Source organism: Amycolatopsis sp. NPDC052450, from assembly GCF_044547565.1.
Taxonomy (GTDB): Bacteria; Actinomycetota; Actinomycetes; order Mycobacteriales; family Pseudonocardiaceae; genus Amycolatopsis.
Window position 1 is genome coordinate 68,743 of record NZ_JBIUAQ010000019.1, and the last position, 21,101, is coordinate 89,843.

Annotated in this window: 21 protein-coding genes; 6 read left to right on the forward strand and 15 right to left on the reverse strand. The window is 68.9% G+C overall.

From position 1 onward, the window contains the following. Positions 1–93: 93 nt before the first annotated feature. From ACIHAO_RS27490 to ACIHAO_RS27510, 5 genes are all read right to left on the reverse strand, one after another. Positions 94–954: a spermidine synthase gene (locus ACIHAO_RS27490; protein WP_396562511.1), complete on the reverse strand. Its 861-nt coding sequence runs from the start codon at positions 952–954 to the stop codon at positions 94–96. Next, complete coding sequence (gene speD / locus ACIHAO_RS27495) at positions 954–1,325, reverse strand: adenosylmethionine decarboxylase (protein WP_396562513.1); 372 nt, start codon at positions 1,323–1,325, stop codon at positions 954–956. Before speD ends, ACIHAO_RS27490 begins: the two co-directional genes overlap by 1 nt. Continuing rightward, complete coding sequence (locus ACIHAO_RS27500) at positions 1,315–2,457, reverse strand: type III PLP-dependent enzyme (RefSeq protein WP_396562515.1); 1,143 nt, start codon at positions 2,455–2,457, stop codon at positions 1,315–1,317. Before ACIHAO_RS27500 ends, speD begins: the two co-directional genes overlap by 11 nt. Positions 2,458–2,502: 45 nt before the next feature. Beyond that, positions 2,503–2,691, reverse strand: coding sequence for a hypothetical protein (locus ACIHAO_RS27505; RefSeq protein WP_396562517.1), 189 nt, complete (start codon positions 2,689–2,691; stop codon positions 2,503–2,505). A gap of 138 nt (positions 2,692–2,829) precedes the next feature. Continuing rightward, a complete protein-coding gene (locus ACIHAO_RS27510) occupies positions 2,830–4,014 on the reverse strand; it encodes an MFS transporter (RefSeq protein ID WP_396562519.1) in 1,185 nt (394 codons plus the stop codon). Positions 4,015–4,107: 93 nt separating this feature from the next. Here ACIHAO_RS27510 and ACIHAO_RS27515 point away from each other — a divergent pair, with 93 nt between their 5' ends. Together ACIHAO_RS27515 and ACIHAO_RS27520 are read left to right on the forward strand one after the other, a co-directional pair. Further along, positions 4,108–4,611 (forward strand): Lrp/AsnC family transcriptional regulator, encoded by a 504-nt coding sequence (locus tag ACIHAO_RS27515; protein WP_125781852.1) that lies wholly within the window; start codon positions 4,108–4,110, stop codon positions 4,609–4,611. A 155-nt stretch (positions 4,612–4,766) separates the two neighbouring features. Further along, on the forward strand, positions 4,767–7,151 hold the full coding sequence (locus ACIHAO_RS27520) for an ATP-binding cassette domain-containing protein (protein ID WP_396562521.1): 2,385 nt from the start codon (positions 4,767–4,769) through the stop codon (positions 7,149–7,151). A 72-nt stretch (positions 7,152–7,223) separates the two neighbouring features. Here ACIHAO_RS27520 and ligD read toward each other — a convergent pair whose 3' ends face one another. Further along, positions 7,224–8,159, reverse strand: a complete 936-nt coding sequence (gene ligD, locus ACIHAO_RS27525; RefSeq protein ID WP_396562523.1) for a non-homologous end-joining DNA ligase — start codon at positions 8,157–8,159, stop codon at positions 7,224–7,226. A 214-nt stretch (positions 8,160–8,373) separates the two neighbouring features. On the opposite strand from ligD, the gene ACIHAO_RS27530 reads away from it, so the two are divergent. Next, positions 8,374–9,057, forward strand: a complete 684-nt coding sequence (locus ACIHAO_RS27530) for a TetR/AcrR family transcriptional regulator (RefSeq protein ID WP_396562525.1) — start codon at positions 8,374–8,376, stop codon at positions 9,055–9,057. On the opposite strand, the gene ACIHAO_RS27535 is transcribed toward ACIHAO_RS27530, so the two are convergent. Genes ACIHAO_RS27535 through ACIHAO_RS27545 form a run of 3 tightly spaced genes read right to left on the reverse strand, consistent with a single transcriptional unit; the run spans position 9,011 to position 10,196 of the window. Continuing rightward, on the reverse strand, positions 9,011–9,331 hold the full coding sequence (locus ACIHAO_RS27535; RefSeq protein ID WP_396562527.1) for a sporulation protein: 321 nt from the start codon (positions 9,329–9,331) through the stop codon (positions 9,011–9,013). The genes ACIHAO_RS27530 and ACIHAO_RS27535 overlap by 47 nt on opposite strands. Then, positions 9,241–9,525 carry a TetR family transcriptional regulator C-terminal domain-containing protein gene (locus ACIHAO_RS27540; protein ID WP_396562652.1) on the reverse strand — a complete coding sequence of 95 codons (285 nt, stop codon included), beginning with the start codon at positions 9,523–9,525 and terminating at the stop codon, positions 9,241–9,243. Before ACIHAO_RS27540 ends, ACIHAO_RS27535 begins: the two co-directional genes overlap by 91 nt. Positions 9,526–9,536: 11 nt before the next feature. Beyond that, complete coding sequence (locus ACIHAO_RS27545; protein WP_396562529.1) at positions 9,537–10,196, reverse strand: GntR family transcriptional regulator; 660 nt, start codon at positions 10,194–10,196, stop codon at positions 9,537–9,539. 103 nt (positions 10,197–10,299) lie between these two features. On the opposite strand from ACIHAO_RS27545, the gene ACIHAO_RS27550 reads away from it, so the two are divergent. Further along, complete coding sequence (locus tag ACIHAO_RS27550; RefSeq protein WP_396562532.1) at positions 10,300–11,100, forward strand: carbon-nitrogen hydrolase family protein; 801 nt, start codon at positions 10,300–10,302, stop codon at positions 11,098–11,100. A gap of 107 nt (positions 11,101–11,207) precedes the next feature. Here the strand turns inward: ACIHAO_RS27550 and ACIHAO_RS27555 are convergent, their stop codons facing one another. The 3 genes from ACIHAO_RS27555 to ACIHAO_RS27565 all read right to left on the reverse strand — a co-directional run bounded on the left by ACIHAO_RS27555 (position 11,208) and on the right by ACIHAO_RS27565 (position 15,530). Further along, entirely contained in the window at positions 11,208–12,536 is a 1,329-nt protein-coding gene (locus ACIHAO_RS27555) for an alpha/beta hydrolase family protein (protein ID WP_396562534.1), read from the reverse strand. Then, on the reverse strand, positions 12,533–14,854 hold the full coding sequence (locus ACIHAO_RS27560; protein ID WP_396562536.1) for a penicillin acylase family protein: 2,322 nt from the start codon (positions 14,852–14,854) through the stop codon (positions 12,533–12,535). The genes ACIHAO_RS27555 and ACIHAO_RS27560 overlap by 4 nt, the downstream gene beginning before the upstream one ends. A gap of 97 nt (positions 14,855–14,951) precedes the next feature. Continuing rightward, positions 14,952–15,530, reverse strand: coding sequence for an ArsR/SmtB family transcription factor (locus ACIHAO_RS27565; RefSeq protein WP_396562538.1), 579 nt, complete (start codon positions 15,528–15,530; stop codon positions 14,952–14,954). A 250-nt stretch (positions 15,531–15,780) separates the two neighbouring features. Here ACIHAO_RS27565 and ACIHAO_RS27570 point away from each other — a divergent pair, with 250 nt between their 5' ends. Both ACIHAO_RS27570 and ACIHAO_RS27575 read left to right on the forward strand, forming a co-directional pair. Next, the gene (locus ACIHAO_RS27570) at positions 15,781–16,986 is read left to right on the forward strand and encodes a lytic transglycosylase domain-containing protein (protein WP_396562540.1); all 1,206 of its coding nucleotides are present in this window, start codon (positions 15,781–15,783) and stop codon (positions 16,984–16,986) included. A 134-nt stretch (positions 16,987–17,120) separates the two neighbouring features. Continuing rightward, the gene (locus ACIHAO_RS27575) at positions 17,121–17,549 is read left to right on the forward strand and encodes a pyridoxamine 5'-phosphate oxidase family protein (protein WP_396562542.1); all 429 of its coding nucleotides are present in this window, start codon (positions 17,121–17,123) and stop codon (positions 17,547–17,549) included. A 48-nt stretch (positions 17,550–17,597) separates the two neighbouring features. Here ACIHAO_RS27575 and gcl read toward each other — a convergent pair whose 3' ends face one another. From gcl to ACIHAO_RS27590, 3 genes are read right to left on the reverse strand one after another with little or no spacing between them, the layout of a single operon-like run. Next, positions 17,598–19,292, reverse strand: coding sequence for a glyoxylate carboligase (gene gcl / locus ACIHAO_RS27580; RefSeq protein ID WP_396562544.1), 1,695 nt, complete (start codon positions 19,290–19,292; stop codon positions 17,598–17,600). A gap of 3 nt (positions 19,293–19,295) precedes the next feature. Continuing rightward, positions 19,296–20,183, reverse strand: coding sequence for a 2-hydroxy-3-oxopropionate reductase (locus ACIHAO_RS27585; RefSeq protein WP_396562546.1), 888 nt, complete (start codon positions 20,181–20,183; stop codon positions 19,296–19,298). Beyond that, positions 20,180–21,007, reverse strand: a complete 828-nt coding sequence (locus tag ACIHAO_RS27590) for a hydroxypyruvate isomerase family protein (RefSeq protein WP_396562548.1) — start codon at positions 21,005–21,007, stop codon at positions 20,180–20,182. Before ACIHAO_RS27590 ends, ACIHAO_RS27585 begins: the two co-directional genes overlap by 4 nt. Between the last annotated feature and the right edge of the window lie 94 nt (positions 21,008–21,101).

Consider the following 21,101-nt stretch of genomic DNA (forward strand, 5'->3'; position numbering starts at 1 on the left):
GTCTCACCCTTCAGAAAACTCGAGCACAAACGCTGCTACAAAATGCCTGTCTCCCCCCCCCACGGCGGATCGCCTCACATCCCGGCGGGAGTCTCAGCGACGCCGCAGGGAGAACGGCGGGACCGTGTTCGCCCTCAGCGCGTCTTCGTCCATAGTGGACTCCCCGATCCCCGCCTTGCCGATCCGCTCCGCGACGAGGGCGCCGGGATCGTCGAGCACGTCGGCACGGCCGCTCAGGAAGGCCCACTCGTGCTCGTCCGAACCGTAGTAGAGAACGGTCCCGAACGACTCGGTGAACCGGCGCCACGACGCGATCAGCGTCTGATTGCGCCACAGCGTCGGGCAGCCGGCCTGGCAGCCGACCACTCCCCCGTCGGAGAGCAGTGCCGTACACCGGGCGAGGAAGTCGGCACCGTACAACCGGTTGTGCTGCGCCTCCGGATCGTCGTTCTCGTCCGGCAGATCGATCACGACGACGTCGTAGGTGTCCCCACGCTCCTGGGCTTCGGCGAGGAACTCCCAGCCGTCGCGGTAGTGGACGCGGACCTTCCCCTCCCCGCGCTCGGCACGGGCCAGTTCGTCGAGGGTGTAACCGTAGGGAAGGTGCTCGGCGCAGACCCGCACCGCTTCGGCGTCGATGTCGACGTGATCGACCACCTCGGCGCCGGCGGTGACCGCGAGCTGGGAGGCGACCCCTTCGCTGGAGCCGATGATCAGCACCCGCTCGACGCGTTCGGCGAGCAGCAGCGACGGGACCATCAGCGCCTCGTGGTAGACGAGCTGGCTCAGTTCGGTGCTCTGCCGTTCGTCGTCGCAGAACAGGGAGATCCCCTGCGCGGTCCGTCCGATGAGGACGTTCTGGAACGCGGTACGGCCTTCGAACAGGACCTCGTCGACGTCCCAGTTCCGGGTGAGCCCCGCGCCCATCGGCTCGACGATCACTCGTTGCGCCATCAGCTCTCTCCTCGTTCCACAGTGGACATCCGGACGGTGCCGGCGCCCAGCAGCTTCGCCAGCAGCGCGACCGCGCGCTCCGGATCCGCCCGGTCGCCGCAGGTGAACACGTCCACGAACACCGAGCCGATCTCCGGGTAGGTGTGCACGGACGCGTGCGATTCGGCCAGCAGCGCCAGCACGGTGACCCCTTGCGGGGCGAAGGAATGCGACACGACTTCGCAGACCGTCGCCCCCGCCTCGATCACCGCGTCGGCGAGGGTCTTCTTCAGGAGCGAGGCGTCGTCGAGCAGTGACGGCTCGATCCCCTCGAACTCCGCGAGTACGTGGCGGCCGGCGAACCGGCCGACGAGTGGTACTTCACCCGGCATCGGCGAACCTCCCCACACAATAGGTGCGCAACGGCTCGATTCCGTTGAAGGCGACGGACGAATAGCTGGCGGTGTACGCCCCGGTGCCCGGGATGTCCAGCCGGTCACCCGCCTTCAACGACTTCGGCAGCGCGCACGGCGTCCGCTGGTACAGCACGTCGTCACCATCGCAGGTCGGGCCCGCGAGGACCACCGGTCCTTGCGGACCCTTGACGCCGACGGGCTCCAGCCGATACGCGACGGCTTCGTTCTCGCACTCCGCCATTCCGTTGTACCTGCCGACGTCGAGGTAGACCCAGCGGCGTTCGTCGGCGGCGGCCCGGGTGGTCACCAGCACGACTTCGGTCCTGATGAGCCCGGCGTCGGCGACGATCACGCGGCCCGGCTCCAGCATCAGCTCCGGCTCCGGCAGGTGCGCTTCGAGGGCGGCATGGATCACGCCCGCGTAGTCCGTCAGTGACGGCACGGATTCCCGGTGCTCGGTGGCGAACCCGCCACCGATGTTGAGCCGCTCCAGGCCGGCACCGGCGTCGGCGGCGACCTTGGCCGCGGTCGCGATCCCGATCTCCCAGGCGGCCGGATCCGGCTGCTGCGAACCGACGTGGAACGCGATTCCCGGCCGCAGCCCGGCTTCCACGGCCTGGCGGAGCAGCGCCGCGGCCACCTCCGGTTCACAGCCGAACTTGTGGCCGAACGGCGTCACCGAATCCGGGCCGCCGGTCAGCAAACGGACCGAGACCAGCGAACCGGGCGCGTACTCGGCCAGATTCGCCAGATCCCCGGCGGAGTCCGTGGTGAATTCACGGACTCCGCGTTCGTAGGCGAAGGCGATGTCCGCCGGTTTCTTGATCGTGTTGCCGTAGGCCAGTTCCGCCGCTCGCGCGCCACGGGACAGGCACAGCTCGATCTCCGCCGTCCCGGCCACGTCGAATCCCGCGCCGGCCGACAGCACCGCGTCCAGGACCTCTGGCGTGGGGTTCGCCTTGACCGCGTATCGGATCAGTGCGTCCGGGAAGGCCGTCGAGACCGCGGCCGCCCGCTCCGCGACCAGGTCGGTGTCCACCACCAGGCACGGTGTCGGCGGTTCGCGGTCCGCCAGGAAGGCACGGATCCGGTTCAGGCTTTCGGTCACAAGCCCCAGGGTGTCAAAGGCCGATCACCGGCACGGAACCCGGGGTCACGCCCGGATGTCACCCGAGGTCTGCTCGGGCAGTTCCACCCCGTGCTCGGCGGCCAGTCGCTCCAGGTTGGCCAGATCGGCGCCGACGGCCGAAGCCCTGTCCTCGTCCGAGGCCTGTTTGGCGGTCTGGACGTCTTCCCTCGCCTGCCGTACCCGGTCCCGCAGATTCACCGCGAACTCGCTCATCGTGCACCCCCGATCTCCCGCACCTTGTCTGCTTTCACCCTAGGACCCTCCGAATCGGTCACCCACGTGATCTGCGTCATCACGGGTTCGTTCGTGTCGGAGTGAAGCAGTATGACGGCAGGCCCCGGGTTTCGCAGATCAGCTGAGTTCGGCTTTTTCAACGGGTTCCGGCGCGGTCGCCCGGCGGCCGATCACCGCGAGCGGGGCGAGCGCGCACAGGCCGCCCGCGACGGCGACCAGAACGTATCCGCCCAGGCCGAACAGCTGCCCGGCGAGCAGACTCGCCGCCGCGGACGTCCCCCAGACGAAGGCGTCGACCGTGCCCTGCGCCCTCGTCCGCTGCGCGGGCGGGAGATCGCGGCTGAGCATGCTGCTGCCGCCGACGAACACCAGGTTCCAGCCGTAGCCCAGCAGGAACATCGCGAACGGGATTCCCACGTGATGCGAATCCGGGGCGCCGATCGCGGTGACCGCCGCGACGGTGAGCGTGCCGATCCCGCCGAAGATGGCCGCGCGCCCGCCCCACCGGTCGGCGATCCAGCCGGACAACGGTGCCAGCGCGAACATCCCGACCAGATGGGCACTCAGCACCCAGCCGACGACGTCGAGCCCCTGACCGTGCTGGTGCAGCTGGACCGGGGTCATCGTCATCACCGCCACCATGGCCAGCTGCGCGCCGACCATCGCCACCAGCGGCCCGAGGATCACCGGATTCCGCACGGACATCCGCTCCCGCCTCGGTACGCCCTCCTCCGGGGCGGCGAGGCCGCGCGGCAGGGTGGCGACGGCGAGCACCGCGATGGCCACGACCATCGCCCCGGCCGCGATCGGACCGGACAGCGCGGGCAGTTCGGCGGCTTCCGCCTTCGCCGCGGCCGGCGCGATCAAGGCCGGCCCCGCCACCGCGCCGACGGTCCCCGCCCAGACCATTGTGGACAGTGCGAACCCCTTGCGATGCTCGGGCGACAGATCCGCGGCCGTGTACCGCGAGAGCTGGGCCCCGCTGTTGCCGAAGCCGATCAACGGCATCCCGGCCACCAGCGCGAGCACGGATCCGCCGAGCACACCGGCGAACGAGATCAGCGCCCCCGCCACCGCGGACCCGTACATCAGCACCAGGACGAAGCGCCTGCCGTAGCGGGTGGCCAGGGCTCCGGAAGACAGCGAACCCGCGGCGGAACCGAGCACCAGCACCGCGTTCGGCAGCCCGCTCCAGGCGGCACCGGCGTGCTCGACCACGATCAACGCCGCCGTGGTGGACAGGCCGACGACCGCGGTGCTGAGACAGGCGACGCCCATGAAGAGCGCGAACATCGGTTTCATGATTCGAATCTAGGGATTCCGGGCGCCTCGGCGAATAGGCTGTCGAAGGCCTCGCGGGGGCGCGAGGCCCATCATGAAAGGAATCCGGGCGCGATGACCTTACGATCGGAAAGAGCGCTGGACGACCTCGACTGGCGGCTCGTCGAAACGCTCCAGAGCGACGGGCGGCTCTCGTTCAAGGAACTGGGCCGCCGCGTGAACCTCTCCGCCCCGGCGGTCGCCGAACGGGTCCGGCGGCTGGAGGAGGCCGGCGTCATCACCGGGTACCGCGCCCAGGTGGACGCGCGCCGCGCCGGGTACGACCTCCAGGCGTTCGTCGAAATGCGCTGCTCGCTCGGCAGCTGCCTGCTGCGCACCAGCAAGTCCGACGACTACCCCGAGGTGGTCGAACTGCACCGGCTCAGCGGCGACCGGTGCACCATGCTGAAGGTGCGGGCCGTGTCGCTCGAACATCTCGAAGGTCTCTTCGAACGGCTGGGCAAACACGGCGAGATCCGGTCGTCGGTGGTGCTCTCGACGCAGTACGAGGGCAGGCCGGTCGGGCCACCGGTCGAGGACTACCTGAAGGCGACCAAGAGCGAGGGCTGGAGCGTCTGAACAGGCGGTGGAGACCGATCAGGAATCGAGAAGCGGCGGCCGGCCGCGTTCACCTAGCGTGATCACCAATGAGGACGAACGGCTCGAAGCTGGTTAGATCGAGCCCGGTGAGGCTGACGGAACGTACACGCGGCCCACACGAGGATGGAGAGACGATGCGCAAGACCACCAAGCCGCAGCCGCCCGAGGAACACCCCGCCGACAGCCACGACCTGATCCGGGTACTCGGCGCGAACGAGAACAACCTCAAGAACGTCGCCGTCGAGCTGCCGAAGCGACGACTGACGGTGTTCACCGGTGTCTCCGGGTCCGGCAAGAGCTCACTGGTCTTCGACACGATCGCGGCCGAGTCGCAGCGGCTGATCAACGAGACGTACAGCACCTTCGTGCAGGGCTTCATGCCGACGCTGGCCAGGCCCGAGGTCGACGTGCTCGACGGCCTGACCACCGCGATCATCGTCGACCAGCAGCGGATGGGCTCCGACCCCCGCTCCACGGTCGGCACCGCCACCGACGCCTACGCGATGCTGCGAATCCTCTTCAGCCGGATCGGCAAACCGCATATCGGCTCGCCGCAGGCATTCTCCTTCAACGTCGCCTCGATCTCCGGCGCGGGCGCCGTGACCGTCGAGAAGGCCGGACGGACCACGAAGGAACGCCGCGAGTTCAGCATCACCGGCGGGATGTGCGCCCGCTGCGAAGGCCGCGGCAAGGTCAACGACATCGACCTCACCGCCCTGTACGACGACACCAAATCCCTCAACGAGAACGCGCTGACGATCCCCGGCTTCTCCATGGACGGCTGGTACGGCCGCATCCTCCGCGGCTGCGGGTTCTTCGACCCCGACAAGCCGATCAAGAAGTACACCAAACGGCAGCTGGACGATCTGCTCTACAAGGAGCCGGTCAAGCTCAAGATCGAGGGCATCAACCTGACCTACTCGGGGCTGATCCCCACGATCCAGAAGTCGTTCCTGGCCAAGGACCGCGAGGCGATGCAGCCGCATATCCGCACGTTCGTGGACCGGGCGGTCACGTTCGCCGTCTGCCCCGAATGCGACGGGAGCCGCCTCAGCGAGCTCGCGCGTTCCTCGAAGATCAAGCGGATCAACATCGCCGACGCCTGCAGGATGCAGATCAGCGACCTCGCCGACTGGGTCCGCGGGCTCAAGGAACCGTCGGTCGCGCCGCTGCTGGAGAAGCTTCAGCACACGCTCGACTCCTTCGTCGACATCGGGCTCGGCTATCTCTCCCTCGACCGGCCGTCCGGCACGCTTTCGGGTGGTGAGGCGCAGCGCACGAAGATGATCCGGCACCTCGGCTCCTCGCTCACCGACGTCACCTACGTCTTCGACGAACCCACCATCGGGCTGCACCCGCACGACATCCAGCGGATGAACAACCTGCTCCAGCAGCTGCGCGACAAGGGAAACACGGTGCTGGTCGTCGAGCACAAGCCGGAGACGATCGCCATCGCCGACCACGTCGTCGACCTCGGCCCCGGTGCGGGCACCGCGGGCGGGACGATCTGCTTCGAGGGCACCGTCGACGGCCTGCGCGCCAGCGACACCATCACTGGAAGGCACCTCGACGACCGGGCGGCGCTCAAGGACAGCGTCCGCACACCCACCGGCAAACTGGAGATCCGCGGCGCCGACCGGCACAACCTCCGGAACGTGGACGTCGACGTCCCGCTCGGCGTCCTCTGTGTCGTCACCGGTGTCGCGGGTTCCGGCAAGAGTTCGCTGATCCACGGCTCGATCCCCGCCGCCGAAGGCGTGGTCTCGGTCGATCAGACGCCCATCCGCGGCTCGCGGCGGAGCAATCCGGCCACCTACACCGGCCTGCTCGAACCGATCCGCAAGGCCTTCGCCAAGGCCAACGGCGTGAAGCCGGCACTGTTCAGCGCCAACTCCGAGGGCGCCTGCCCGACCTGCAACGGCGCGGGCGTCATCTACACCGACCTCGGCATCATGGCCGGTACCGCGACCACTTGCGAGGAGTGCGAGGGCAAGCGGTTCCAGGCCTCGGTGCTGGAGTACACCTTCGGCGGCAAGAACATCAGCGAGGCACTCGAAATGCCGGTGTCCGAGGCCGTGAAGTTCTTCGGCGAGGGCGAAGGGCGCATCCCGGCCGCACACGCGATCCTCAGCAGGCTCGACGACGTCGGACTCGGCTACCTCAGCCTCGGCCAGCCGCTCACCACGCTCTCCGGCGGTGAACGGCAGCGGCTGAAGCTCGCGACGCACATGGGCGACAAGGGCGGCGTCTACGTCCTCGACGAGCCGACCACCGGTCTGCACCTCGCGGACGTCGAGAACCTGCTCGGCCTGCTCGACCGGCTCGTCGACGCGGGCAAATCCGTGATCGTGATCGAGCACCACCAGGCGGTCATGGCGCACGCCGACTGGATCATCGACCTCGGCCCGGGTGCCGGCCACGACGGCGGCAAGATCGTCTTCGAGGGCACGCCGTCCGACCTCGTCGCGGCCGCGTCGACGCTCACCGGCGAGCACCTGGCGGAGTACGTCGGCAAGTGACGCCTCTGATCACGCGAGATCCGTCTCTGATCACGTGAGTTACGCCTCTGATCACGCGAGTGCGGAGTTGCGCTAATCCTCGGTTTCAAGGCCGTCGCGGTCGGCCCACTCGAGCAGCGTGTCGAGCGAGTACGTCGTGTCGTCGATGCCCGCGTGCAGGTCGCCGAGTTCGGCGAAGCGCGCGGGCACGGTGGCGATGGTGAACTCGCGCGGCTCGACGTCGTCGATCTCGTCCCACCCGATCGGGGTCGAGACGACGGCTTCGGGCACGCCGCGGACCGAGTAGGCGCTCGCGATGGTGTGGTCCCTGGCGTTCTGGTTGTAGTCCACGAACAGCTTCGCCGGGTCCCGGTCCTTGCGCCACCAGGTGGTGGTGACCTCGTCGGGCATCCGGCGCTCGACCTCGCGGGCGAAGGCGAGCGCCGCCCGGCGGACCTCCTGGAAACCCCACCGCGGTTCGATCCGGACGTAGACGTGCAGGCCGTGCCCGCCGGAGGTCTTCGGCCAGCCGGTGATGCCGAGTTCGTCCAGGATCTCGTGGACGGTGTGGGCGACCTTCCGCACGGTCGAGAACGGGCAGTCGGGCATCGGATCGAGGTCGATCCGCCACTCGTCCGGGCGTTCGGTGTCGGCGCGGCGGGAGTTCCACGGGTGGAACTCGACGGTCGACATCTGCACCGCCCAGATGACGTCGGCGGGATGCGTGACGCACAGTTCGTAGGCGTGCCTGCCGGAGGGGAAGTCGACGCGGACGGTCTGGAGCCACTCCGGGGCACCGTTCGGGACCCGTTTCTGGTGGACCTTCTCCCCCGAAACCCCCGACGGGAACCGGTGCAGCATGCACGGCCGTTCCCGCAACGCCCGTACGATCCCGTCGCCGACGGCGAGGTAGTACCGGACGAGGTCGAGCTTCGTCTCGCCCCGCGCCGGGAAATAGACGCGATCCGGGTTGGAGACGCGCACCGTCCGGTCGCCGACCTCGATCTCCACCGCCGAGCTTTTCGCCATACAGGCAAACTAACCCGAAAGCCGCCTGCCCGCGCCTCTTCACCTCGGCTGGTGGTGAACGTCGAAGTCTTATGTCGTGAAGGGCCCCTTTGAGACCTTCATCGTCTCAAAGGGGCCCTTCACGACATACCCACGACCGCGGACCCGCGATACCGGCTCCCTGGCGGGGCCCGAAAGCGGCCGATCCGGACCGGCGCTCTGCCAGGATGACGGCATGGCACGGACACGCGCGGAGGCACTGTCCCGCGAGCGCATCGTCGAGGCCGCCGTCGAACTGCTCGACGCGGCCGGCGAGCGCGGGCTGACCTTCCGGACGCTGACCGAACGCCTCTCCACCGGTCCGGGAGCGATCTACTGGCATGTGCCGAACAAGGGCGCGCTGCTCGACGCCGCGACGGCGTCCGTCGTCGGCGCCGCTCTGAACGTCGAGGCCACGGGCTCGCCCCTGCGAGAGATCCGTGCGATCGCGCTCGGCCTGTTCGACGCGATCGACCGGCATCCGTGGCTGCCCCCGCAACTCACCGCCCAGCTCTCGCGCAGCCCTTGGGGCTCGGTGACGCCGCGGATCTTCGAAGGCATCGGCCGGCGGGTCAGTGCGCTGGGCGCCCCCGAAGCCACCTGGTTCACGGCGACCTCGGCGCTGGTGCACTACATCTTCGGCGCCGCGGGCCAGAACATCGCGAACTCCAAGGTGCTCGGGCCCGGCGTGGACCGCACGGAATTCCTCCGCGCGGCGGCGAACGCGTGGGAAGAGCTCGATCCCGCCGAATTCCCGTTCCTGCGGTCGATCGCCGACGAGGTGCGCGAACACGACGATCGGGAGCAGTTCCTCACCGGGATCGATCTCATTCTCACCGGGATCGCCGGTGCCGAGCCCGGTGGATCGACGCGACCATGACGGCGAACACCGCGCCGAGGAAGGTCACGTCCACCGCCGGGATCCAGCGCACGTCACCGTTTTTGAGCACATAAGCGCCGACGGGTCGCGCGGCGAGCACGAAACCGCCGCCCTCGCCTTCCTTGTCCTGTTCGGCCCCGTTTCCGCCGCCTCCGCCGCCCACGACCTTCGCGGCCGGGATGATCACGACGCCGTCCTTCTCCACGGGCTCGCCGTAGACGCGCCGGACGGTGAGGTTGTCACGCATGACGCCGACGACCTTCTCGAGTCCCACCAAGCCCCCACCCTGTCCAGTTCCAGCGCGACCGCGTCCCGCAGGAGACTCCGCGCCCTGTCCAGCTCCATCGAACCAGAAAACCACCGCTCGCTGAGTCCTTCGACCAGGCTGGTCAGCCGTTCCGCGGCGTCTTCGGCCGCGACATCGGTGTCATGGACGCGCCGGACCACCTCAGCGACCTCGGCCACCACGATCAGCCGGGTCAACCTTCCTGAGGCAGCACCGACATCACTTCGGACACCGGCCGCAGATGTTCCTCCAGCAACCGTGACGCCTCTTTCACGTCATGGTCGTCCAGAGCGGCGACCAGCGCCCGGTGTTCCTCGTTGATCACCGTCAGCCGTTCCGGGCGTGCCTCCAGCGCGCGGACCGTGACCCGCTGCTGCCGCGAACGCAGGGTGTCGTAGAGCTCGGCCAGGACGGTGTTGCCTGCCGCGTTCACGATGGCGCGGTGGAATCGGCGGTCGAAGCCCGAAACGGCGAACCAGTCGCGTTCGGCACCGGCGCTCGCCATCGCTTCGATGAGTTCGGGCAGTTCGGCGGGAGCGCCTGCCCGGTTCGCGCAGAGTGCCGCGATGGCGTGACCTTCGATCAGCCGCCTGCTCTGGTAGACCTCTTCCAGTTCCCTGGCGGTGACCGTGCGCACCTGAGCACCCTTGCGCGGCAGGAGACTGATGAACCGCTCGGCGGCCAGCCGGTGGAACGCCTCGCGCACCGGCGTCCTTGACACGCCGACGACGCCGGAAACCCACACTTCGTCGAGGAAACGGCCGCCTTCCAGCTCGCCCGAGATGATTCCGTCGCGCAGCCACGTGTAGACCCGCTCGCGCGCCGGGCCGCCCCCTTCGGCGGTCACAGTCATCTCGTTTCCCCTCTATGCCGTTACTTTCCGCGACTGAGCCTACACCTGGACCAGCCAAGTATCCATCATGTATACAAGAGTTCCACTTATTGGAAGGGGTCCCATGGTGCACGTCGCGGTGGCGCAGTTCGCGCCCGGCAACGACAAAGAGGCCAACCTCGCGCGCGTCTCCTCCCTCGTCGGCGAAGCGGCCGACCGTGGCGCGCGAGTGATCGTGCTGCCCGAGTACTCGCTGTTCACCGTACCGACGATGAGCCGGGAATTCGTGACCTCGGCCGAAGAACTCGACGGCCCCTTCGTCACCGAGCTGCGCGGTCTCGCGAAGGGCCGGCAGATCACCGTCGTCGCGGGCATCAACGAAGCCCTCCCCGATGGCGAGCGGATCTCGAACACGCTGGTCGCGGCCGGTCCCGACGGAGCGATCGCCGCTCTCTACCGCAAGATCCATCTGTACGACGCCTTCGGCTTCCGCGAATCGGAACTCGTCCGGCCCGGTGACATCGAAGCCCCGGAGACGTTCGAAGCCGACGGGATCACGTTCGGCCTCCAGACCTGCTACGACCTGAGGTTCCCGGAGGTCACCCGCCGTCTGGTCGACGCCGGCGCGGACGCGGTGCTGCTGCCCGCGGAGTGGATGCCCGGCCCGCTCAAGGAGGACCACTGGACCACACTGGTCCGGGCGCGGGCGATCGAGAACACGATCTACCTCGTCGCGGCGGGTCAGGCCGCACCCACCGGCTCGGGGCACAGCATGATCGTCGACCCGATGGGCGTCGTCGTCGCCTCGCTCGGCGAACGCACGGGAACCGCGACCGGGGAGGTCTCCGCCGACCGGATCTCCGAGGTACGCGCCAAGAACCCGGCACTGCGGCTGCGCCGGTTCGCCGTCACCCCGAAGCCGTGAGTATCTTCTGACCCGGAGGTCCCGTTCGTGAAGACACGCCCTCGGGCGTGGTGACGCGGCTTCCGTACGCCTGGGTGCCGGGTGGCCGCCCGGCACCCAGGCTCATTTCACGGCACCAGCAGTCCCCAGTGGACCGCCCACGGGACGAACAGCACCGCGCCGGCCAGCAGCAGGCCGACGCGGACTCCCCCGCGTTCCTTCTTCCGCCACCACGAAACCGCCGTCACCACACCGGCGATGACGACACCGATCGCGGCCAGCTGCAAGGCGAGCCACGGCAACGTACGTCCGAAAAGGACCGGACCGGGCGCCATCGCGGCGCCCATCGTCAGCGCGGTGTAGTAGACGAGGAACCCCGCCGTGGCGAGCAGGCCGGTCGACGCCAGCCAGCGTGCGGGCCTGGCGAGCGGGACCTCCTTGCGACGGCGGAACAACGCCGTCACCGGGTAGGCGGCGAACGCCAGCAACGCCAGTGCCCACACCCCGATCTGCACCCACGGCGCCTCGTACCAGGCGAGCGGTGCCAGCGCGACGCTCTGGCTCGCCTGCGGTGGCGGCGGGTCGGCGGACGGCTCGTTCCGCACTCCGTTCACCCAGGCCCCGACGAGGTCGAGGTAGCCGGGCGCGAAGCCGTCGAGCTTGTCGAAACCGTCCGTGGTCCGCCGGAGCCCGTGCTGGGCCTGCGGGAACACCTTCAGCGTGTACTGCCGGTTCCCCGCCCGTTCCAGTGTTTCCCGGAAGATCCGGACGGCCTCGCCGGGCGGGGTGAGCCGATCCAGTTCGCCCCACAGGCCGAGCACCGGCTGCCGCACCTTCTCCAGCACCGGCACCGGGTCGTATCCGGCCTCCGGGAACGCACCGGCGCCGGCGAGGGTCCGCATGTTCGTCGACGCCACCATGTCCACCATCGAGCCGGTGACCCCGCCGCGCCGCAGATAGGTTTCGAAGGCCCACGACTGCTGGCGATCGGGCGAAACCCCGTTCGCGCCGACGGTGACCGCGAAAGCGACGTCCTTCGACTTCGACGCCGCCAACGGCGCGACCCAGCCACCCTCGCTCAAACCCCACACCCCGACCCGGGCGGGATCCACGCCCGGACGCGAGCGCAGCGCCCGCACCGCGGCGAGCGCGTCGTCGGCGAGGACCGAGTAGTTCCGCTCGAACAGCGAATAACCTTCGGTCCGCTTGTCGTAGATCAGCGTCGCGATCCCCGCCTTGGCGAAGGCTTCCGCTTCGGTGCGGTAGTCGTCCCGGTCGTGTTCGCCGGAGCCGTGCACCATGACGATGCCCGGCGCCGGGCCGTCGCCCTCCGGAGCGACCACCGTCCCGTGCAAGGTGACCCCGTGGCTGGTGAACGAGACGTCGCCGGCCGGAGCGGCGGCGGGTACCGGTGAGGAGACCACCACGACGGCGGCCGCGAGCAGCGCGCCGATCATCGCCTGCTCACCCGGACCACGTCGAGCGACGGCGACGCGAGGATGTCCTTCTCGCAGTACCGTTCGGTGACCCACTGCTTGCGCGAGTACAGCTCCGTCTGGTCGCTGTGGTGCGCGGACTTCGGGTTCGCGGACTGCGAGTAGGTCAGCAGCGTCGTCGTGTCCGGGCAGCCGGTGCCGTTGAACGCCACGACGTGCAGGTACGTCCCGCCGTGCGTGAACTCGGTGTACCCGCGGGCCGGATCCCATGGCCCGCCCAGGGAGTCGTAGACGCCACGGCCGGCGCTTCCGCCGCCCAGCGGGATCTTCCGGCCGTCGCGAACGACGTAGTGGTTGTCGCCATACCGTGCGTCGAGCGGGATCTTCGCCGCGTCCAGCTCCGCGACCGCGTCGGTGAGCGCCTTGCGGATCGCGGCATTTCCCGTGTCGAGGGTGTTGGGCGTGTGGACCGGGTCCTTGACGTCGAACGGGACCTTCCAGATCGACGGCCCCAGGCGATCCACAGTGGACCAGAACCGGTCGAACAGCAGCGCGCCTCGGCTGTCGGCGTCGGAACGACCGTCCCAGCCCGCCAGCGCGGCGCACGCGGCGGCCGTTCCCGCCATCGTGCGGCACATCGCGACGACGTCGGCCCGTACGAGTTCGGCGGCGTGATCCCGGTGCGAGAACATCAGGTCCCGCATCGCCTGCCCCGTGAAGCCGCCCTTCTTCAGCTGATCGGCGATCTCGACGAAGCCACCCCGCGTCCGCATGTTCTGTTCGTAGCGAACCGGTCCCACGATCCTGGGGAAGCCGATCTTCGGCTCGGCGGGATTGAACAGCCAGTAACTGTCGTTCGAGTTCGCCAGGTAGTCGGCCCGGCTCAGGTTCGGCAGGCTGGACGGGCCGAAGACGCCCGTCCTCAGCGCGTCACGGTCGCGGCCCCACGCGCAGGCCGTCCTGGAACCGTCGAGCACCGCGACCCCGTCGGCGTCGAACAGTTCCTTGCCCAGCGGGGTGTTGCAGCGCGCCGCCTTCTCGTCGGTGACGTGCGGGACCCCGTGGATCTGGCTGTACTCCACCCGGCCGCGATCGTCGGTGGCGAGGATGTTCATCCACGGCAGCCCTTGCGTCTCGCGGACCGCGCCGATCATCTCGCCCGCCGTCCGGCCGCGGGCGATCGTGAACATCGAGTTCGTCATGCCGAGGTTGCCGGCGTTGGCGTCCGCGATCGCGAAAGCGCTCGACGCCGTCCACGGCAGTTCCCGCTGCCCGAGCCGGGTCGTCACCGGACCGTACCTTGACGTCCACTGTGGACGTACGACGCGCTCCAAGGTCCCGTCCGCCTTACGGGACAGGACACTCACGTCGGCACGCCGCATCTTCTCGGGCTTTCCGTCGACCAGGTAGGTCGTCGGCGATCCGGGCACGAGCTTCAGTTCGAACAGCGTGTACGTGCGGGTCGTGTCGGTGGCCGTGCCGCTCCAGGCGGCGGTTTCGTTGTGTCCCAGCCACATCATCGGGATACCGGGGATTCCGGCGCCGCTGACGTCGAGTTCGCCCGGCAGGCTCAGCTGCGACTGCCACAGCCTGGTCCCGCTCAGCTGCCATGGCAGATGCGGGTTGGCCAGCGAGACACCGCGGCCGTTCGCCGACGCGGCCGAGCCGATCGCGATCGCGTTGCTGCCGATTCCGGTCTCCCCGAGCATCTGCTCGGTACCGGCGCCCGCCGGCGGTGCACCGGGCAGCGACGCGGTGATCGAATCCGCGACCCCGCCCTGTCCGAAGATCATGCCGACCGCGTGACTGTGCCGATAGACGTCGAGTTCGGTGATCGGCTTCAGCCAGCCGGCGCCCCGGCAGGCCGGGTCGGTGACCTCGCCGGTGCGCAGGTACTTGTTGACCCCCTCGGCGTAACCGCGGATCAGCTCGCGGACCTCGCGGTACGGCCCTCGAGGCGCGGGTTCCGACAGCAGCCGCTCGAGCACGCCGCTTTCGTTCAGACCTTGGAAGTACAGGTCGCTCGCGAGGTTCGAACTCGCCTGGCTCACCCCGCTCGTCGGCGGCGCGTCCGGGCCGAGCCAGCGGGAACGCTCCGCCCGTGTCGTGATCGCGACGTCCGCGATCGCGCAGAGGTTGTCCTTGGCCGCGGCATACCCCTGCCCGAAGCCCAGGTTCACCCAGTCGTTCGCGACGATGTGCGGAATGCCGTACTCGGTATAGCGGATCGTGGCGTCCGCGCGGGATACCCCGTCCGGCGGTTGCGCGGCCGTCGCGGTCCCCGCCGCGAGCAGGCTCGCCGCGGCGCCGACGGCCGCGATTCTTTTCCAGAGCAGCATGCTGCTCCCCCTTTGCGTGTGGAGTCGTTCGTGAAGACACGCCGTCCGGCGTGGTGACGCGTTACCGGTGGTCGAGTGGCCGCTCTCCCACCGGTTTTCACTTCCCTTCCGGCACCTCCCCGTCGGGATCCGGGAACGCCGTCCAGCGCACGAACACCTTCCGTGCGCCAGGGCCGGGTTCCGGCCGCCAATAGCGGCGCAGCAGGTCGAGGTACTCCTCCCAGAACTGCTTGAGCTCTTCGAGGTTCACGTGGACCGCGCCGCGCGAGAACACCAGCGCGTCGCCCCATTCGCCCAGTTCACCGCGGCGATCGAGGAAACGCGCCATCTGCTCGAGGTCCTCGGTGAACGCGGCGCGCTGCGCCTCGTCGAACACCGCCCGCATCTCGTCGTTCTGCTCGCTGTGCCGGGGCCAGCGGATGTCCCGTTGCCGGGCCCGCCACCAGCGCTCCTTGCCGTGCGCGAGTTCCGGCGCCTCCTCGACGAAGTCGTATCTCGCCAGTTCCCGCAGGTGATAGCTGGTCGCGCCCGAACTCTCCCCCAGTTCCTTGGCCAGCTTCGTCGCCGTCGCGGGTCCGCGGCCCAACGCCTCCATGATGCGGCGGCGCAACGGATGCATCACCGCCTTCAGTACAGCGGCGTCGGCGATCTCTTCGGGAGGCGGCGGACCGGTCATGACACCAAGGTAGCCGTGCAAAGGAGATTGTGCAAAGGCTTCTTTGCACGCGGTTCAGACCACGCCCCCGAAGCGACCGACGATTCTGCTGACGTTTCGGTGAACTCAGCGTGAAATTGACAACTTCACTACGAAGGTCTTGTGCCGGGCGGACGAAAACTCGACAGGTTCGCGGGTTTTTCGTTACGTCGTCCCCGAAATTCGGTTGTATCGGATAGTTTTGCCCGGAGTCGACCTAGCGGGAGAGAACATGCCGAAGCACCGCCCTCGACAGACGGACAGGTTGTCCGCCCGGCACCGGACGGCTTTCGCGCTCGCCGGTGGCGCACTCGCCGTCCTGCCCGCGGTCACCGCGTCGGCGGGGCCCGACACCCCGATCGCCGCGCCGAAACCGTCGGTACCGCAGAACCAGGCCGCGGCCTGGCAGCCGCCGGCGGGCACGGTCCCGGAGATCGCCGTCGACGGCAGCCTCCCCGAGCCGCCCAACCCCGATCCGCTGATCGTCCCCGGCGGCACCGGCAACGTCGGTGGCTCGTTCGCGCCGTCGGGCGCGCTCGGCATCCCCGCCAGCATGATGAAGGCGTACAAGAACGCGGCGGACATCCTCGCGAAGGAACTGCCCGGCTGCCACATCGACTGGGCGCTGATCGCCAGCATCGGCCGCATCGAATCGAACCACGCGCGTGGCGGCTACGTCGACGCCAAGGGCGACACCCTCGAACCCATTCGAGGCCCACAGCTCAACGGCGCCGGGCCCTTCGCGGCGATCCCCGACACCGACGGCGGCAAGTACGACGGCGACCCGGTGTGGGACCGCGCCGTCGGCCCGACGCAGTTCATCCCGTCGACATGGAAGGGCTACGCCTCCGACGGCAACGGCGACGGCGAGTCGAACCCGAACAACATCTACGACGCGACACTGGGCTCGGGACGCTACCTCTGCTCCGGCGGCGTCGACCTGACGTCCGAGCAGACCCAGCGCGTGGCCGTGTACCGCTACAACCACTCACTGTCCTATGTGGACACCGTGATCCGCTGGGCGGTGGCCTACCGCGGTGGCGTCGCGACGATGCCGGACAGCCAGGTCCCCGTCGGCGCCCCCGATTCCCAGGACGTCGCCGCCGGCACGCCGGGCGGCCAGGTCCCGGTGCCGACCCTGCCCGGCACTCCCGCGCCCGGTACGACCACGCCGCCGACCCCGCTGCCCGGCACGTCGCTGCCGCCGAGCAGCACCACGCCGCCGAGCAGCAGTTCGCCCTCGAAGCCGAGCAACACGCCGCCTTCGCCGACGCCTCCCTCGTCGACACCGCCTTCAAGCACGCCTCCGTCCTCGACGCCTCCGTCCTCTACTCCTCCGCCGTCCAGCACCACGACCACCCCGCCGCCGGCCTCGACCCCGGCCGGGGACACCGGCGAGGCGAGCCCGACCAGCACCACCACTCCCCCGACCCCGTGACCATCCGCAATTCGTCACCTACTTGCCAGGACGCAAGTAGGTGACGAATTGCGGGGGCGGGTGCCCGGAATGTCCTGAAGCCCGCACGCGTTGTCGCTTCTCGTAGATCACCAGCCGAGAGAAGCGAGACACGGATGTCGTCTTTCGTCATGACCACCGAGGAACGGGAAGCCTTCCTGAGCGAGGTCCACATCGGGGTCTTGGCCGTGGAGCGGGAAGGACGGGCACCGCTGGCCGTACCGGTCTGGTACGACTACGAGCCCGGCGGGGAACTCCTGATCTGGATGGACGGCGGTTCGGTCAAGGACAAGGCGATCAAGAAGGCGGGCAGGCTCAGCCTGGTCGCCCAGTCGGAGACGCTGCCGTACAAGTATGTGACGGCCGAGGGTCCGGTCATCGCGAACGACACGCCGCCGACCAGGGAGCAGGCGCTGAAGATCGCGCAGCGCTACCTGCCCGGCGAAGAGGGCACGAAGTACGTCGACGGCGCGCTCAGCGACAACTCCGTGCTGGTCCGCGTCCGGCCGGAGAAGTGGCTGAGCAACGACCAGGGCAAGGCCTGATCGCGAGACGGTGTCCCGGCAGCTTCAGGCGTGCCGGGACACCGTCGTTCAGCCCGCGATCGGCTCGAACTCGACGACGCTGTCGAGCGCCTTGCCCATCGCGGCGTTCCCTTCGCGTTCGATCATGATCTCCACCAGCACCGGCCGCGACGTCCGCTCGGCCTCCTTGCGCGCCCACTCCAGCGACGTCCGGATCTCACCCGGTTCGGTGACGCGGGTGCCGGAGCAGCCGTAGGCCTCCATGACCTTCACGTTGTCCGTGCCGATCTTGTCGTAGTGGATGTCGACCTCGAAGTTCATCTCGTAGCCGGTCTCGGCCTGCCGGATGAGCCCGAGGTACTCGTTGTTCAGCATGATCAGCACGAATCCGACGTCGTACTGCGCGGCCACCGCCAGCTCCTCCACCAGGAACTGGAACGAGTAGTCCCCGACGACGCCGACGACTTCGGCCTCCGGTTTCGCCTTCTTGACGCCGATCGCCGCCGGGATCTCCCAGCCGAGCGGACCGGCCTGGCCGCACACCTGATAGTGCCGCGGCTTGTGCGCGCGCTGGAACTGACCGGACCAGATCTGGTACAGCCCGATCGCGGTGACGAAGTAGGCGTCCTCGCCGTAGAACTCGTTGATCTCCTTGAACACCCGGGGCGCCTTGATCGGCGTGTCCTCGAAGTCCTCGCGGCGCGGCAGGCTCTCCTTGAGTTCGCCGATCCGTCGCGGCCACGCGCGATCCCGCGCCGAAGCACGTTTCGACGCCGCCGCGATCAGCGCGTCCAGGAAAGCACCCGTATCCGACACGATGCCGAGGTCCGGCCCGAACACCTTGCCCAGCTGCGTCGGCTCGATGTCGACGTGGATGAACTTCCGGTCGCCCCGGTACACGTCGAGGTCACCGGTGTGCCGGTCGCCGAACCGCGCTCCCAGCGCCAGCACCAGATCCGCTTCGAGGAAGGCCGCGTTCGCCCACCGCTGCGAGGTCTGGATGCCCGCCATGCCGGCGAACAGTTCGTGGTCCTCCGGGAAGGTCCCCTTGCCCATCAACGTCACGCCGACCGGGACACCGAGCAGTTCGGCCACGGTCCGCAGCCGGTCGCTCGCGTCGCCGAGCACCACGCCACCGCCCGCGAGGATCAGCGGCCGTTCGGCGGCCAGCAGGAGGTCCAGTGCTCGTTCGACCCTGGCCGGTGACGGCGTCGCCTTCGTGACCGGCAGCGGCGAATCGATGCTGGAGTCCCATTCGATCTCCTGCCGCTGGACGTCGATCGGCAGATCGATCAGCACCGGGCCGGGGCGGCCGGACCGCGCGATCCGGAACGCCTCGCGGAACACCCACGGCAGCTGAGCCGCCTCCTTGACCTGCACGGCCCACTTCGTCACCGGTTTGGCGATCTCGACGATGTCGACGGCTTGGAACGCCTCGGTGTGCAGCTTCCGCGAGTCGGCCTGCCCGGTGATGCACAGGATCGGGATCGAGTCGGCCTGCGCGGTGTAGAGCCCGGTGATCATGTTCGTCCCGGCGGGGCCCGAAGTGCCGATCGCGACGCCGACGTTGCCGGTGGTCCGCGCCCAGCCGTCGGCCATATGGGTCGCGCCCTCTTCGTGGCGCACGATCAGATGCTCGATGCCGCTGTCCTGCATCGCTTGGTACAGCGGGAGGATCGCGGCACCAGGGCAGCCGAACGCGGTGTCGACGCCTTCACTGACCAGGACGTCGACGACGGCCTGCATGGCGGGGATTCTTGGCATGCGTCACTCCTTGTTTTCCGCGCCGGACAGCGTTTCGACGACCTTGAGCAGGGCGGAGTGATCGAGCGAGCCGTGCCCCATCGCCCGTCCGGCGGCGACGAGCTGGGCGACCAGCCCGGTGAGCGGCAACGCGACCTCGGCCTGCCTGGCGGCGGCGAGCGCGATGCCCATGTCCTTGTGGTGCAGGTCGATCCGGAAGCCCGGCGTGAATTCCCGCGCCACCATGGACTTCCGCTTGAGTTCGAGGATCCGGCTGCCCGCCAGCCCGCCCGCGAGGACGTCCAGCCCGACGCCGGCGTCCACACCAGAGGCCTCGAGCAGCACGATCGCCTCGGCGATCAGTCCGTACGTCCCGCCGACCACCAGCTGGTTCGCCGCCTTGACGACCTGGCCCGCGCCGTGCGGTCCGACATGGACGATCGTCTTGCCGACCGACTCCAGGATCGGGAGCGCGGCGGAGAAGTCCGCGTCCTCGCCACCGACCATAATGGACAGTGCGGCCTGTTCGGCGCCCGCTTGGCCACCGGAAACGGGTGCGTCCAGCACGCGGATCTCCCGTTCGCCCGCCCGCTCGGCCACCTCGATGGAGGTCTCCGGCCGGATCGTGCTCATGTCGATCAGCAAGGTGCCCGGCTTCGCCGATTCCAGCACCCCTCCCGCCGCCAGCGCGACAGCCTCGACCTGCGGGTGGTTCGGCAGCATGGTGATGACGACTTCCGCGCCGGACACGGCGTCCGTGACCCCGTTCGCGGCCCGGCCGCCCGCGGCTTCCAGCCTCGCGAGCGCGTCGGCGTTCGTGTCGAATCCGCTCACCTCGTGGCCGGCGGCGACGAGATGTCCAGCCATCGGCCCGCCCATGATCCCCAGGCCGATGAATCCCAGCTTGGTCATGCCAGTCCCCTTCGTTCGAAAGGCAGCCACGACAGCGAATCCGCGCTCGGCCCGTCGGGTTTGTACTCCACGCCGACCTGCCCGCAGTAGCCCGCCGTCTGCAGCTTTTCCAGGTATCCCTCGATGTCCAGCGTTCCGGTCCCCGGCTGGTGCCGCCCTGGGGCATCGGCGATCTGCACATGGCCGATCCGTCCGGTGTGGACGGTCGTGACCGTGTCGAGGTCGTCACCGTTGACCGCCAGGTGGTACAGGTCGGCCAGCAGCTTCACGTTGTCCCGCCCGAGTTCGTCGAGCACCTTCAGCACGTCGTCCGCGGTCTTGAGCGGGTACTTCTCCGCCCCCGACAACGGTTCCAGGACGATCTCCGCGTCGATCCGCGCGGCCGCGTCCGACGCGAGCGCCAGATTCGACAGGCCGAGCTTGTCCTGCGCGGCCGGGTCCGCGCCGTCGATCCGGTTGCCGTAAAGCGCGTTGAACCGGCGACAGCCGAGCCGCTCACCGAGGTCGATCGCCGAGGCGACACTGTGCGCGAACTCGTCCTCGCGCCCGGTCCAGGTGACCAGGCCGCGATCGCCGCCCGCCATGTCACCGGGGAAGAAGTTCAGCCCGGTCACCGCGACGCCCGCCCGCTCGACCGACGCCACGAACGCGTCGACCTCGGCGGCGTCCGGCACCGCCGACTCGAAGGGCCACCAGTACTCGACCGCGGTGAAGCCCGCCGCGCGCGCTGCCTCCGCACGGTCGAGCAGCGGCAACTCGGTGAAGACCAGCGACAGGTTCAGCACGTACGGCAGCGCATGACGCGAACCGGCAAGATCAGCCATCGAAACCTCTGCAATTTCGCTATGCGGAAACTTTCTTTCGTATATCGAGAATAGACCGCTGACCTGTCCTCGGTCAACGGGCAGCGCAGGGAGC